General features: G+C 36.9%; 18 protein-coding genes. 17 read left to right on the top strand and 1 reads right to left on the bottom strand.

Annotated features, from left to right (window positions below; genetic code table 11):
• Positions 1-21 precede the first annotated feature (21 nt).
• Genes spoIIIAA through DN389_RS16400 form a run of 8 tightly spaced genes read left to right on the top strand, consistent with a single transcriptional unit; the run spans position 22 to position 5,234 of the window.
• Entirely contained in the window at positions 22-948 is a 927-nt protein-coding gene (gene spoIIIAA / locus DN389_RS16435) for a stage III sporulation protein AA (protein WP_060488303.1), read from the top strand.
• Positions 942-1,457: a stage III sporulation protein SpoIIIAB gene (gene spoIIIAB, locus DN389_RS16430; protein ID WP_000238693.1), complete on the top strand. Its 516-nt coding sequence runs from the start codon at positions 942-944 to the stop codon at positions 1,455-1,457. Before spoIIIAA ends, spoIIIAB begins: the two co-directional genes overlap by 7 nt.
• Positions 1,458-1,471: 14 nt before the next feature.
• Positions 1,472-1,675: a stage III sporulation protein AC gene (spoIIIAC, locus tag DN389_RS16425; protein ID WP_000020914.1), complete on the top strand. Its 204-nt coding sequence runs from the start codon at positions 1,472-1,474 to the stop codon at positions 1,673-1,675.
• 23 nt (positions 1,676-1,698) lie between these two features.
• Positions 1,699-2,082, top strand: a complete 384-nt coding sequence (gene spoIIIAD / locus DN389_RS16420; protein ID WP_079998460.1) for a stage III sporulation protein AD — start codon at positions 1,699-1,701, stop codon at positions 2,080-2,082.
• A gap of 10 nt (positions 2,083-2,092) precedes the next feature.
• Positions 2,093-3,265 (top strand): stage III sporulation protein AE, encoded by a 1,173-nt coding sequence (gene spoIIIAE / locus DN389_RS16415; RefSeq protein WP_000943696.1) that lies wholly within the window; start codon positions 2,093-2,095, stop codon positions 3,263-3,265.
• Positions 3,266-3,277: 12 nt separating this feature from the next.
• The gene (gene spoIIIAF, locus DN389_RS16410; protein WP_001161039.1) at positions 3,278-3,910 is read left to right on the top strand and encodes a stage III sporulation protein AF; all 633 of its coding nucleotides are present in this window, start codon (positions 3,278-3,280) and stop codon (positions 3,908-3,910) included.
• Entirely contained in the window at positions 3,900-4,562 is a 663-nt protein-coding gene (gene spoIIIAG, locus DN389_RS16405) for a stage III sporulation protein AG (RefSeq protein WP_087985167.1), read from the top strand. Before spoIIIAF ends, spoIIIAG begins: the two co-directional genes overlap by 11 nt.
• 15 nt (positions 4,563-4,577) lie before the next feature.
• The gene (locus DN389_RS16400) at positions 4,578-5,234 is read left to right on the top strand and encodes a SpoIIIAH-like family protein (protein ID WP_087985166.1); all 657 of its coding nucleotides are present in this window, start codon (positions 4,578-4,580) and stop codon (positions 5,232-5,234) included.
• An 86-nt stretch (positions 5,235-5,320) separates the two neighbouring features.
• Here the strand turns inward: DN389_RS16400 and DN389_RS16395 are convergent, their stop codons facing one another.
• On the bottom strand, positions 5,321-5,515 hold the full coding sequence (locus DN389_RS16395) for a hypothetical protein (protein WP_002107729.1): 195 nt from the start codon (positions 5,513-5,515) through the stop codon (positions 5,321-5,323).
• A 470-nt stretch (positions 5,516-5,985) separates the two neighbouring features.
• On the opposite strand from DN389_RS16395, the gene accB reads away from it, so the two are divergent.
• From accB to dxs, 9 genes are all read left to right on the top strand, one after another.
• A complete protein-coding gene (gene accB / locus DN389_RS16390) occupies positions 5,986-6,474 on the top strand; it encodes an acetyl-CoA carboxylase biotin carboxyl carrier protein (protein ID WP_000472875.1) in 489 nt (162 codons plus the stop codon).
• Between the two features lie 16 nt (positions 6,475-6,490).
• Complete coding sequence (gene accC / locus DN389_RS16385) at positions 6,491-7,843, top strand: acetyl-CoA carboxylase biotin carboxylase subunit (RefSeq protein WP_000592872.1); 1,353 nt, start codon at positions 6,491-6,493, stop codon at positions 7,841-7,843.
• A 23-nt stretch (positions 7,844-7,866) separates the two neighbouring features.
• On the top strand, positions 7,867-8,259 hold the full coding sequence (locus DN389_RS16380; protein ID WP_000807630.1) for an Asp23/Gls24 family envelope stress response protein: 393 nt from the start codon (positions 7,867-7,869) through the stop codon (positions 8,257-8,259).
• A gap of 347 nt (positions 8,260-8,606) precedes the next feature.
• A complete protein-coding gene (gene nusB, locus DN389_RS16375; RefSeq protein WP_000830244.1) occupies positions 8,607-8,999 on the top strand; it encodes a N utilization substance protein NusB in 393 nt (130 codons plus the stop codon).
• 23 nt (positions 9,000-9,022) lie between these two features.
• On the top strand, positions 9,023-9,883 hold the full coding sequence (gene folD, locus DN389_RS16370) for a bifunctional methylenetetrahydrofolate dehydrogenase/methenyltetrahydrofolate cyclohydrolase FolD (protein WP_088064388.1): 861 nt from the start codon (positions 9,023-9,025) through the stop codon (positions 9,881-9,883).
• Positions 9,884-9,909: 26 nt separating this feature from the next.
• Positions 9,910-11,268: an exodeoxyribonuclease VII large subunit gene (gene xseA, locus DN389_RS16365; RefSeq protein WP_000415269.1), complete on the top strand. Its 1,359-nt coding sequence runs from the start codon at positions 9,910-9,912 to the stop codon at positions 11,266-11,268.
• Positions 11,258-11,488, top strand: a complete 231-nt coding sequence (gene xseB / locus DN389_RS16360; RefSeq protein WP_000428423.1) for an exodeoxyribonuclease VII small subunit — start codon at positions 11,258-11,260, stop codon at positions 11,486-11,488. Before xseA ends, xseB begins: the two co-directional genes overlap by 11 nt.
• On the top strand, positions 11,488-12,378 hold the full coding sequence (gene ispA, locus DN389_RS16355; protein ID WP_000150365.1) for a (2E,6E)-farnesyl diphosphate synthase: 891 nt from the start codon (positions 11,488-11,490) through the stop codon (positions 12,376-12,378). Before xseB ends, ispA begins: the two co-directional genes overlap by 1 nt.
• A 302-nt stretch (positions 12,379-12,680) precedes the next feature.
• On the top strand, positions 12,681-14,573 hold the full coding sequence (gene dxs, locus DN389_RS16350) for a 1-deoxy-D-xylulose-5-phosphate synthase (protein ID WP_046956368.1): 1,893 nt from the start codon (positions 12,681-12,683) through the stop codon (positions 14,571-14,573).

Raw genomic sequence — 14,573 nt, 5'->3', positions numbered from 1 at the left:
GAGTATAGTGGGGAGAAGCTGATGAAAGAAGTATTAGAAGTTTTACCGAAAACGATGAAGCAGCTAGTGGAAAGTTGTAAGCAATACGATGCTCTAGAGGAAATTCGTGTTCGAATTGGAAGACCGCTAGAGTGTATTGCTCATGGCGAAGTGTTTTTTTATGACTATATCGTTACAGCAGAGGATGCCATTTACTTATTGAATAAGTTAAGTCAATTCTCAATTTATACGATGGAAGAGGAATTAAAACGTGGGTATGTGACACTTCGAGGAGGACATAGAATCGGCTTAGCTGGAAAAGTCATTACAGAAAAAAGCGCAGTGAAAATGATTCGAGATGTCTCTTCCTTTAATATTCGTATCGCTCGTCAAAAAATAGGAATTGCTGAACCACTTTTGCCGTATTTGTATGAATCACGATGGTTAAACACGATGGTAATTGGCCCACCGCAAACGGGGAAAACAACACTTTTAAGAGATGTAGCACGTTGCATGAGTCAAGGTGTAAGTGCTTCGAAAATTCCTTCTTGTAAAGTGGGGATTGTTGATGAGCGGTCAGAAATTGCAGGCTGCGTGAAAGGTATTCCGCAATATGACTTCGGCACACGAGTAGATGTGTTAGACGCATGTCCAAAAGCTGAAGGAATGATGATGATGATTCGTTCTATGAGTCCAGATGTTTTGATTGTAGATGAAATTGGACGTAAAGAAGATAGTGAAGCAATTATGGAGGCGGTGCATGCTGGGGTTCAGCTTTTTATAAGCGCACATGGATTTTCTTATGATGATGTTGTGAAACGTCCATCACTAAAAGCGGTGCTGGAGCTCGGTGTATTTGATAGGTTTGTGGAGCTATCAAAAGCAAGAGGGCCAGGAACAGTTATGCAAGTAAAAGATAAATATGGAAAATCGGTATTACCTCATAGAAAGGCTGAGGGCGTATGGTAAAAATATTTGGTGCAGTGTTAATCGTTGCGGTCAGCACCTTTTTCGGATTTTCATACGCTAAAAGATACAGTGAGAGACCAAGGCAACTTAGATTATTAAAAGCGGCACTTCAATCATTAGAGGCAGAAATTATGTATGGGCACACACCTTTGTCTGAAGCTGCCGAGCGATTAGTGAAACAAATGCCTAAGCCGTTAAATTGGATATTTCAAAGTTTTGCTAGAAGGCTAGAAGGCGGAGAACAAACAGTAAGAGAAGCTTGGATAGATAGTTTGAAAGAAAATTGGAAGCTAACAGCATTTCAACAAACTGAGTACGAAATTTTGCAGCAATTTGGCGAAACGCTCGGACAACATGATCGAGAATCACAACAAAAACATATTCGCTTATGTATTACACATTTAGAGAGAGAAGAAGAGGAAGCGAAAGCATTACAACTGCAATACGAAAAAATGATCAAGAGCTTAGGGGTACTAGCGGGTCTACTTATCGTAATTTTACTGCTATAGGAGGGAGAAAGGCGATGTCCATTGATGTTGGATTAATATTTCAAATCGCCGGAATCGGCATTGTTTTAGCTTTTATTCATACCGTACTAAAAGAATTAAAGCGAGAGGATATTGCAAATTGGGTTATCCTTGTCGGTTTTGTCGTTATTTTATTTCATGTGGCATTTTTAATTAATACGCTATTCGACAAGATTAAGAGTGTCTTTCTCTTCCAGTAAAGGAGGCGGTTCGAATCGAAATTATACAAATTGTCGGATTAGGCCTCGTTGCTACGTTTTTAGCAGCTGTATTGAATCAGCATAAATCTAGCATTACGTCGTTATTTATTGTGTTCGTAGGTAGCGTGATGTTTCTTCTTTTAATTGATCAAATTCACTCTATTTTACAAATGATTGAGAGAGTAGCGAGTGAAGCAAAAGTTAGCAACGTATATGTAGAAACGTTGCTAAAAATTATTGGAATTGCTTATATTGCTGAGTTTGGAGCACAAATTACAAAAGATGCAGGGCAGGGGGCAATCGCTTCGAAAATTGAATTAGCTGGAAAAATCTTGATTTTAGTAATGGCGATTCCTATTTTGACGGTTGTCATTGAAACTATTCTCGGATTTTTACCGACGGGATAAGGGGGAGTGAATGTTGAGGGGGTTTGGAGCTAAGCTGCTATTTGCTTGCTTCCTTTTCTTTTCTTTACCGGTTGTTGTACAAGCTTCTCCTGTAGAAACAAACGTCGTTGATCAACAATTGGATAAGCTCGGAATTGAAGATGTGAAGCAATTTTGGGACGGGCTTGTTACAAAATATGGAGGTTATTTACCAGAGAGTCAAAAAGGTAGTTTTATGGAGTTTGTAAAGGGAGAAAAAGAAATTTCTATAAAAGAGTGGATGCTAGGTTTATTAAAGTATTTATTTCACGAGCTTGTTGCAAATGGGAAGCTGCTGGGAACGCTCATTATGCTTACAATTTTTAGTGCATTGTTGCAATCACTGCAATCTGCATTTTCAAAGAGTAGTGTAAGTAAAATTGCGGATGCAGTTGTATATATGGTACTTATTATTTTCGCTTTAAATAGTTTTTATGTCGTCATGACATATGCAAGAGAAACGATACAAACAATGGTAGATTTCATATTAGCGCTATTGCCAATCTTGCTTGCACTCATAGCAACTGGAGGTGGTGTTGTATCTGTATCGTTTTTTCATCCGATTATCATCTTTTTAATGAACACGAGCGGGCTTTTGATGAATTATATCGTTCTACCACTTTTATTACTTGCAACGATATTAAGTATTGTAAGTACGATGAGTGATCAATATAAAGTTACGAAATTGTCCAAGCTTCTGCAAAACGTTAGCGTTGGGATTATCGGTATTTTTTTAACGATTTTTTTAGGGGTATTATCTGTACAAGGAACAGCGACAGCTGTTGCTGATGGAATAGCTGTGAAAACTGCTAAATTTGTAACAGGGAACTTTATTCCCGTAGTAGGAAGAATGTTTACAGAGGCGGCGGATACTGTTATTAGTGCATCGGGATTATTAAAAAACACAGTCGGAATTATCGGGCTCGTCATTCTATGCTTAATTGTTGCTTTTCCAGCGATTCAAATTTTTTGTATCGCGTTTATTTATAAATTCGCAGCAGCAGTATTACAGCCAGTTGGCAGCGGAGCAATTATTCAATGTTTAGATATTATCGGGCGAAGCATCATTTATGTATTTGCTTGCTTAGCTATCGTATCATTTATGTTCTTTTTAAGTATCACAATTATTATTGCTGCGGGGAACATTACACTTATGATGCGGTAGGAGGTGAAGGGTATGCAATTTGTTACAGAGTGGATTAGAAATATTATCGTTTTTTTACTCTTAGCGACAATGCTTCATCTTATTCTTCCAAATTCAAATTTGCAAAAGTACGTTAAATTCGTTGTAAGTCTATTATTAGTTGTTTTAATCTTAACGCCTCTTTTTAAACTACTGCAAACAGATGTGAATGAAGTAATCGCAAATTTTAATGAAGAGAAGTACGTAGCAGAAGGATCTGTAAAAAATTCAATAGATTCGAAGAAAAAAGAAATACAAGCTCTAACACGTGCATATAGTTTAGAAGAGATGGCTACCAAAATGAAAAAAGAAGTAGGAAAAGAATTCGAGAAAAAGTATGGTATGACAGTCTCTGAAATACAAATAGTCGCAGCGGAAAGTACAGCGGAAGTAAAGTCAGCAAAAGATATTCAAACTGTTGTTGTGACGTTGAAAGAAAAAGAACGTAGTAAAAATGATGCAATCGAAACAGTAAAACCAGTTGAAATTAACACGAAGGAACCTCCGAAAAAAGTAGAAGAAACGAATGTGGAAATGAAAGATTTCTTTTCAAGCAGATGGCAACTAGAGAATAAACAAATCCAAGTTCAAATGGAAGGGAGGACAGGTAGAGTAAATGGACAATAAAGATAAAAATTCGAAGTTCTCATTTTTTCGAAACTTATTGAATGGGGATGAAAAAGAGAGCAATGAGAAGGGAAAAAAGATAACACCTAAGTTTTTACTTGTCCTACTCATACTTGGGATTTTGCTTATGTTTTCTAGTAGTCTTTTTTCAAGTAAAAAAGAAGAAGTACCTGTATTTAAAGAACAAAAAACGCAAAACCAAGAAAAAGACGTACCAACTTTTGGACAAAAAAATAATGATAGTATGTCAAATGTAGAAAAGTATGAAAAAGCGTATGAACAAGAATTAAAAGCAGCTTTAGAAGAAATAGCGGGAGTAAAAAATGTAACGATTAAAGTAAATTTAGATTCATCTGAAGAAAAAATATTAGAAAAAAATACAGTGAAACGTTCACAAACAACAGGTGAAACAGATAAAACAGGCGGTCAGAGGAAAGTAGAAGATGAGTCCCTTGATGAAAAGACCGTCATTATACGTGAAGGGGATAAAGAAACTCCCGTTGTTTTACGAACAGAGAAACCGAAAGTGCGAGGTGTTCTTGTCGTAGCAAAGGGAGTGGATAATATACAAGTTAAAGCGATGGTAAAAGAAGCTGTCATACGGCTGCTAGATGTACCAGCCCATCGCGTTTCAGTTTCACCGAAAAATTGATAGGGAGGAAATAAAGTGTTAAAAAAACAAACGGTTTGGCTATTAACGATGTTAAGTTTAGTTGTTGTACTATCTGTTTATTACGTAACAACTCCTGACAAAATGAATACAGCATCGCCGGCAACAGGTGAAAAGATTGGACAAGAAAAACAAGGTACTGACAAAGCAGTAACAAATGAAGCACCTAAAGAAACGCCAAAAAAAGAAAATACAAGCAAGGAAACATCAAATAAAGAAACAAATAAAGAAACAGACAAAAAAGAGAGTGCTAACAAAGAAACAAGTAAAAAAGATGCTAACGTAACAGTTCAATCAAGTGATGAAAATTTCACAGCGTTACGTATGCAAATGGAAGATCAGCTAAGTGAACAAAAATCAAGATTACAAGAAGTCATGAATTCAGCAAAATCTTCAGCAACAGAAAAGAGTAAAGCGAAAGATAATTTTGATGCAATTACTACAATGGAAACGAAGCAAGAATTACTTGAGACAGTGATTAAGTCTCAAGGAGGATATAAAGATGCCCTTGTAAGAGCTGATGGAACTGACATTAAAGTAACTGTGAAAGCAGCAAAGCATTCACAAAAAGAAGCGAATAAAATTATACAGCTTGTAAGAAGTGAAGGCGGATCAAAAGATGTAGGTGTGAAATTTGATCCACCAACAAAATAAAAACTAATAATCCGCGGGGGGATCCCTCGCGGATTATTAGTTTTTACGAATCGGATTGTTTGAAAATAGTTATAGAAAAAAAGCTATCATTTTCGATAGCTTTTTTCTGTTTCGTCTTTGTAGTTGTTTTTATTATGTTCAACTCGGAACGGAGAAATACGCTGTGAGTAAAAGATTAGCGGTTCATGGTAATGATGATTACTTTTTCCGGATTTGACGTGGATGAAGAGAACGAATGCCCAGACCATTACGGCAGGTAAGAAGAGAATGAGCCATATCATATGTCCACACCTCGATACGATATATTTTCTACACTTTGAACATACTATTCTTATATGAAGGAATGATGAACGGTGTGTAAACAAAAAAATAATATTTGGTAAAAATATGTTGTTGACTATAGATGAGGTGAAGAGTGGAGCGGTAATGATTTGTTTATTGTGTAGCATTGTGAAAAAAGTAAGGAATGTTTTTTTAGAAGTGGTCTTGCCAATTTTGTATGAAACTTGGTATTATTACTAGGTAATAAATTTTTATTGGAATAATATTTTTACAGGAGTTTCGATTTATTATAAAGAAATATAAATTGGAATGTTTAAAAAATTTATCGTAAGATGGAAATAGCAATTATTTCTATTAGTAAATGAAATGCATTTTCTAATAGAGTACATCGTATTTTTACAGTCAATCTAGTTTTAGTGACGATAATCTGTAAAAACGGGACAAACAAGAGTATGGGAGTGGATTTTACATGTTTAAAATTCAAGAAGTTCGTGAATTAATTAAATTAATTGATAGCTCTAATATTGATGAATTTGAATACAAAAAAGATGGTACGACAATCAAAATGAAAAAGCGTGGTAATGAAGTTGTTGCGGTGCAAGCACCTGTAGCAAAACAAGTCGTGCAACCAGTAGCACCTGTTGAAGTTGAAACAACAGTAGCGGCAGCACAAGTGGAAGTACCAAAACAAGAAGAGCAAAAAGTGGTTCAAAATGAAAACCTACATAAAATTACATCACCGATGGTAGGTACATTCTATTCTTCATCTTCGCCTGATACACCTGCATATGTAAGTGTAGGAGACAGAGTATCGAAAGATTCTATCGTATGCATTGTCGAGGCTATGAAGTTATTTAACGAAATCGATGCAGATGTAGATGGTGAAATTGTTGAGATTCTTGTTAATAATGGACAGCTTGTTGAGTATGGACAACCGCTATTTCTTGTAAAAGCGTAATAAGGGAGTCTTTGTGATGATAAAAAAAGTATTAATAGCCAATCGTGGGGAAATTGCTGTACGAATTATTCGTGCTTGTAAAGAAATGGATATTGAAACAGTCGCAATTTATTCAGAAGCAGATAAAGAGTCACTTCACGTACAAATTGCTGATGAGGCGTATTGTGTAGGACCAACGATTTCGAAAGAAAGCTATTTAAATTTGACGAACATTATTAGTGTTGCGAAGTTAACAGGCTGCGATGCTATTCATCCAGGATACGGATTTTTAGCAGAGAATGCAGATTTTGCAGAGCTATGCCGTGAATGTAACTTGATTTTTATCGGTCCAAGTCCAGAAGCTATTTCAAAGATGGGCACAAAAGACGTTGCTCGTGATACAATGAAAGAAGCAGGGGTTCCGATTGTACCAGGTTCACAAGGGATTATTAAAAATACCGAAGAAGCGATCGAGCTTGCTAATCAAATTGGATATCCAGTTATTATTAAAGCGACTGCAGGTGGCGGCGGAAAAGGTATTCGTGTTGCACGCCATGAAGAAGAGCTTGTAAAAGGAATTCAAATTACACAGCAAGAAGCTAGTACCGCTTTTGGGAACCCTGGTGTATACTTAGAAAAGTACGTTGAAGATTTCCGCCATGTTGAGATTCAAATAATGGCAGATACACATGGAAATGCCATTCATTTAGGAGAGCGTGATTGTACAATTCAGCGCCGCTTGCAAAAACTACTAGAAGAAAGTCCATCACCTGCACTTGATGAAAATGTTCGCAAGCAGATGGGTGATGCGGCAGTTAAAGCGGCGGTAGCGGTTGATTATACAGGTGCTGGTACGGTTGAGTTTATTTATGAATATAGAACGAAAAGCTTTTATTTCATGGAGATGAATACGAGAATTCAAGTTGAGCATCCAGTTACTGAAATGGTAACAGGGATGGATTTAATTAAAGAACAAATTCGTGTTGCTTCTGGAGAAAAGTTATCGTTACAGCAAGAAGAAGTACAATTTAATGGTTGGGCAATTGAATGCCGAATTAATGCGGAAAACCCTGCCAAAAAATTTATGCCATCCCCAGGTAAAGTAGAAATGTACTTGCCACCAGGCGGATTTGGTATTCGCGTCGATTCAGCTGTATATCCGGGATATTCAATCCCACCTTTCTATGATTCGATGGTTGCTAAATTAATTGTTCACGGAAAAACACGTGAAGAGGCAATTGCAAAAATGAAGCGTGCACTCAGTGAGTTTGTCATTGAAGGCGTACATACAACAATCCCGTTCCATTTGCAATTGCTAGATCATCCTGATTTTGTAAAAGGTGAGTTTAATACGAAGTTTTTGGAAGAGCATGAACTTGTGACGCAGTGATACATTAAAGGAGGTTTTTTTTCATGGCTGAACATATGTTAGATATGGGTCAAGATACAACTCTTGGTAAAGTAGAAATTGCACCAGAAGTAATTGAAGTAATCGCAGGTATTGCAGCTGCTGAAGTAGAAGGTGTAGCGGCAATGCGTGGTAATTTTGCTACAGATGTTGTTGAGAAGTTAGGTAAGAAAAATCATGGTAAAGGTGTAAAGGTTGAATTAGCAAACGAAGATATTATCGTTGACCTTTATGTTGTAATGTATTTTGGCGTAGCAATTCCAGTTGTTGCACAAAAGATTCAAGACAACATTCGCCAGGCACTCTTTACAATGACAGGGCTTGAGCCAAAAGAAGTGAATGTTCACATCGTTGGCGTAACATTCGAAACACAAAAAACAGAAATTGAACCAGTGTAAGAATGAAAAAGGTGCCTAGTAACATAGGCATCTTTTTTATCGTTTCATTTCTTCACAAATTAAAACCCTCTAATTATTATACTATTTCAAAAAATAAGAAATCAAAAAGAAGATGTTTCGTTTTTCCAAAAAACGTACATTGTGATAAGATATGGAACTTGAAGTTAATCTTTTTATTATTTTTCAGCCTTGTAACCCGTGTGTGAAACGATAAATTGTGTTATTATCATTGTATTATAAGGTTGGAAAATCAATGAAAACTGTAAGAGTAAGTGAATTGACGGCTTATAAATTATAATAATATAACAAAGCATAAGGAAAGACTTGAAGCATAAAGGAGAGTTACAATGAAACGTAGGACGGCTAGAGAAAGAGCTATGCAAGCATTATACCAAATGGATATTACAGGTGAATTAGAACCGAAAGTAGCGGTGGAAAACACGCTAGATGAAGGTGAAGAAACAAATGATTTTCTAGAATCACTTGTAGTAGGTTTTGTAGAAAATAAAGAAGTAATTGATGAAGCGATTCGTCAAAACTTAAAAAAATGGAAGCTGGAGCGTATTAGTATTGTTGATCGCAGTATTTTACGTGTAGCTGTGTATGAAATGAAATACATGGAAGAAATTCCACACAACGTAACAATTAACGAAGCGATTGAAATTGCTAAAACATTTGGGGATGAGGAATCTCGTCGTTTTATTAACGGCGTTTTATCTAATATAAAAGATACACTGTAATTTCTTTAAGGGGGAATCTTAAAATGGTAGCAGTAATCATCAAAGGAAATGAAGTTGCGGAGAAAAAACGAGCACAATTAACAGAAGAAGTTGTGAAGTTGAAAGAGCAAGGGATTGAACCAGGATTAGCAGTTATTCTAGTTGGAGAAGATCCAGCATCTCGTTCTTATGTAAAAGGAAAAGAAAAGGGCTGTGAACAAGTAGGAATCTATTCAGAGCTAATTGAACTTCCTGAAACAATTACTGAGGAGCGTTTGCTTGCTGAAATCGATCGCTTAAATGGCGATGACCGTATTAATGGCATTTTAGTGCAATTACCTTTACCAAAACATATTGAAGAAAAAGCTATCATTGAAAGAATTTCACCAGAAAAAGATGTAGATGGATTTCACCCAATCAGCGTGGGACGTATGATGACGGGACAAGATACATTCCTTCCATGTACACCGCACGGTATCGTAGAATTAGTAAAAGAAACAAATCTTGATATCTCAGGAAAACATGTTGTAGTAATTGGAAGAAGTAATATTGTCGGCAAGCCAGTGGGGCAATTGTTCTTAAATGAAAATGCAACTGTCACATATTGTCATTCTAAAACGCAAAATATGAAAGAGTTAACGAAGTTAGCTGATATTTTAATCGTAGCTGTTGGACGACCTAAAATGGTAACAGCTGATTATATTAAAGAAGGAGCGGTTGTAATCGACGTTGGTGTGAACCGTTTAGAAACAGGTAAACTTTGTGGTGATGTTGACTTTGACAACGTGTTAGATGTTGCAGGGTATATTACACCTGTGCCAAAGGGTGTTGGTCCAATGACGATCACAATGCTTCTTCATAATACTGTTGAATCTGCTAAGCGTGCAGGTGTCGTTTGTAAATAATTTGAGTCGGCTATGAGGAGAGAGAAATGGAAAAACAATATTTAACCGTTACAGCGTTAACACGCTATATAAAAACAAAAATAGAATATGATCCGCATTTGCAGTCTGTTTGGTTAAAAGGTGAAATTTCCAACTTTAAAAATCATAGTCGTGGCCACATGTACTTTACATTGAAAGATGAAAATGCAAGAATCGCAGCGGTTATGTTTGCGGGTCATAATCGTAATATTAAATTCAGACCTGAAAATGGGATGAAGGTACTTGTGAAAGGGAAAATTTCCGTTTACGAGGCGAGTGGTTCTTATCAAATTTATATTCAAGACATGCAGCCTGACGGAGTCGGAAACCTGCATTTAGCTTACGAACAATTAAAGGTTCGTTTAGAGGAAGAAGGTTTGTTTTCTCAAGTTTATAAAAAAACAATTCCTCCTTATGCTAAAACAATAGGTGTGATTACGTCGCCAACAGGGGCAGCGATTCGTGATGTTATAACAACGATTAAACGTCGTTATCCAATTGGAAATGTTATTGTGTTTCCGGTACTTGTACAGGGGGAGTCAGCAGCTCCCTCAATTGTACAAGCGATTCGTACAGCGAATGAAATGGGAGAGATAGATGTCCTAATCGTTGGGCGAGGGGGAGGCTCTATTGAAGAGTTATGGGCTTTCAATGAAGAAATGGTAGCAAGGGCAATCTTTAAGAGTGAGATCCCTATTATTTCGGCAGTAGGCCATGAAACGGACTTTACAATTGCGGATTTTGTTGCCGATTTACGTGCGCCAACACCGACTGCAGCAGCTGAGCTGGCAGCGCCTAACATTATAGAGTTACAAGAAAAGGTATTACAAAGAACTCTAAGATTGCAAAGAGCAATGAGAGAGTTAGTACATAAAAAAGAAGAAAAACTACAAGTATTGCAAAAATCTTATGCGTTCCGTTATCCAAGACAAGTATATGAGCAAAAAGAAGAGCAATTAGATAGAGCGTTAGAACAGCTTGTTTTAGCGAAAGAGCGCTATATTGATAAAAAGGTAAATCAGTTAAAACAGCTTTCATTTTATTTAGAGAAGCACCACCCAGCTCAAAAAATTATGCAAACGAAGGTAGCGGTTGAAACATTGCAAAAGCAATTGCAACGTGAAATGCAAACATTACTTCAAACGAAAGAATTTGCCTTTGTAAGAGCTGCTCAAAAACTTGAAGCGTTAAGTCCGCTTAAAGTAATGATGAGAGGGTACGGGCTTGTATATGATGAAGAGAAGCAAGTGTTAAAAAGTGTGAAAGATGTCAGCCTTGGAGATGCTGTTTCAGTTCAATTACAAGATGGAATACTAGATTGTAGCGTATCAGGCATAGAGGAGCGTGAATTGAATAATGGAAAATAAATTAAGCTTTGAAGAGGCAATTTCGCAACTTGAGCACCTCGTTTCTAAGCTAGAGCAAGGTGACGTACCTTTAGAAGAAGCAATTTCTTATTTTAAAGAGGGTATGGAATTATCTAAGCTTTGTGATGAGAAATTGAAGAACGTACAAGAACAAATGGCAGTTATTCTTGGGGAAGATGGAGAGCTTGAACCGTTTACTGCTTTAGGAGATGAAGCATAGTGACTATTGCTTTTGATACTTTTTTGAAAGAAAGTAAAACTTTCGTAGAAGAGAAGCTTGTAAGCTATGCAAATGAATTACAATGCCCAAATGTACTTCGTGAAGCGATGGCATATTCTTTGGAAGCGGGTGGAAAGCGTCTCCGCCCGTTACTTTTATTTGCGACATTACAAGCGTTTGGTAAAGAAAGAAATCTTGGAATAGGTGCAGCTTGTGCTCTTGAAATGATACATACATACTCGTTAGTTCATGATGATTTACCTTGTATGGATGATGATGATTTAAGAAGAGGTAAGCCCACAAATCATAAAGTATTTGGTGAAGCGATGGCAGTTTTAGCAGGCGATGGTTTGTTGACGTATGCTTTTCAAGTTATTATGGCATATGAACAAAAGGAAATCTCTGCTGAAAAAAAAGTAAGACTTGTACTTGAGCTTGCAAAAGCGGCAGGACCAGAAGGAATGGTTGGCGGACAAGTGGCAGATATGGAAGCTGAAGGGAAACAGCTTACGATTGATGAGTTGGAGTATATTCATAAGCATAAGACTGGGAAACTACTTGAATTCGCTGTACTTGCAGGATCGATACTTTCTGATGCCACAGAAGAACAAGAAGAAAAGTTACTTGCGTTTGCAAAATATATCGGCCTAGCTTTCCAAATTCGAGATGATATTTTAGATGTGGAAGGAACCGAAGAAGAGATTGGAAAACCGATTGGTAGTGATGTTTCCAACGAAAAGAGCACATATACGACGTTATTTACTGTAGATAGAGCAAAGGATATTTTAGAAGAAACAATTGCAAAAGCAAAAGGTGCTATTGGTTCCTTGCAATTACAAGATGAATATTTACTATCTATTTGCGATTTGATTGCAAAACGTAATAACTAATATAACAGCGTTTCCATTTGTTGAGTCATTCATCATTTTATGATATAAATGTAGGAAAAGGTTTTTCTTTTCTTGTTATTGGCAAAAATATATGTAGATTACATTGCCGTTATCACTTCGTGTTAGCGGCTATTTTTTTCATCGCCTAAAGAAATATGGTTTATAATAGGATTAGGGCGCAATAGACTGGTTAATTGCAGGACAAGGTGAAAAATAAAAAAAGATAATTTCTTGTTTTGTGTAAATGTTTTTTATAATATTTGACATGTTGACAGATTATGAAATGAAAGTGAGTGATCCATGTGGATCTAACGCAAATTCAAAACCCTAGTTTTTTGAAAGATATGTCTATCGGTGAACTAGAGGGATTGAGTGAGGATATTCGTAAGTTTTTAATTGAAGAGCTCTCTCAAACAGGTGGACATATTGCACCTAATTTAGGTGTAGTAGAACTCACAATTGCTCTGCATAAATTATTTGATAGTCCGAAAGATAAATTTTTATGGGACGTAGGACATCAATCCTATGTACATAAAATTTTAACAGGACGTGCAAAGGAATTCGGTACATTAAGGCAATATCAAGGTCTATGTGGTTTCCCAAAACGTTGCGAGAGTGAGCATGATGTATGGGAAACTGGCCATAGCTCGACATCATTATCTGCTGCAATGGGAATGGCTCTAGCACGTGATTTAAAGAAAACGAAAGAATATGTTATACCAATCATTGGAGATGGTGCTCTAACCGGCGGAATGGCTTTAGAGGCATTGAACCATATTGGACATGAAAAAACAGACATGATTGTTATTTTGAATGATAATGAAATGTCAATTGCACCAAACGTTGGTGCGCTTCATAATGTACTTGGACGTCTACGTACCGCAGGGAAATACCATTGGGTAAAAGATGAACTAGAGTATATATTAAAGAAAATCCCAGCAGTCGGTGGGAAAGTTGCTGCGACAGCAGAGAAAATAAAAGATAGTCTTAAATATTTACTAGTATCCGGTGTCTTTTTCGAAGAATTAGGCTTTACATATTTAGGTCCAGTTGATGGGCACGATTATGAAAAGTTATTCGAAACGTTGCAATATGCAAAGAAAACAAAAGGCCCAGTGCTTGTTCATGTTATTACGAAAAAAGGAAAAGGTTATAAACCAGCTGAGAGTGATGTTATTGGAACTTGGCATGGAACAGGACCTTATAAAATTGAATCGGGTGACTTCGTTAAACCGAAAGAAGTTGCACCAGCATGGAGTGCTGTTGTTAGTGATACAGTACTTAAGCTAGCGAGAACGGATGAGCGTATCGTTGCAATTACACCTGCAATGCCTGTTGGATCGAAACTTGAGAAATTCCAAAAAGAATTCCCGGATCGTATGATTGATGTAGGTATTGCAGAACAGCATGCTACAACAATGGCGGCAGGTATGGCAACGCAAGGAATGAAGCCATTCTTAGCGATTTATTCAACATTTTTACAAAGAGCATATGATCAAGTTGTTCATGATATATGTCGCCAAAATTTAAATGTCTTCATCGGAATCGATCGCTCTGGTTTAGTAGGAGCAGATGGTGAAACGCATCAAGGTGTATTTGACATCTCATTCTTACGTCATTTGCCGAATATGGTACTTATGATGCCGAAAGATGAAAATGAAGGGCAACATTTAGTATATACGGCGATGCAATATGAAGATGGACCAATCGCATTACGTTATGCGCGCGGTAATGGACTTGGTGTTCATATGGATGAAGAATTAAAGGCGATTCCAATCGGTACTTGGGAAACGTTAAAAGAAGGTACACAAGCGGCTATTTTAACATTTGGTACGACAATACCAATGGCAATGGAAGCAGCTGAGCGTCTTGAAAAGGCTGGAGTTTCAGTGAAAGTAGTGAACGCTCGCTTTATTAAACCGATGGATGAAGCATATTTACATGATCTCTTAGGGAAAAATATACCGATTTTAACGATTGAAGAAGCTTGCTTAATTGGTGGTTTTGGAACGGGAGTAGTTGAATTTGCATCTGAGAACGGGTACCATAGTGCGTTAATTGAACGAATGGGTATTCCAGACCGTTTCATAGAGCACGGTAGTGTAACAAAATTATTAGAAGAAATTGGTTTAACGACAGATGCTGTTGTAGACCGTATTCATACAATGATTCCATCAAAACAAAAAAGGGCGTAA

This window comes from Bacillus sp. AY3-1 (assembly GCF_008368785.1).
GTDB classification, from domain to species: domain Bacteria; phylum Bacillota; class Bacilli; order Bacillales; family Bacillaceae_G; genus Bacillus_A; species Bacillus_A wiedmannii.
The sequence above is the reverse complement of the archived record's forward strand: the minus strand, read 5'-3'. Positions and strand labels throughout refer to the sequence as shown.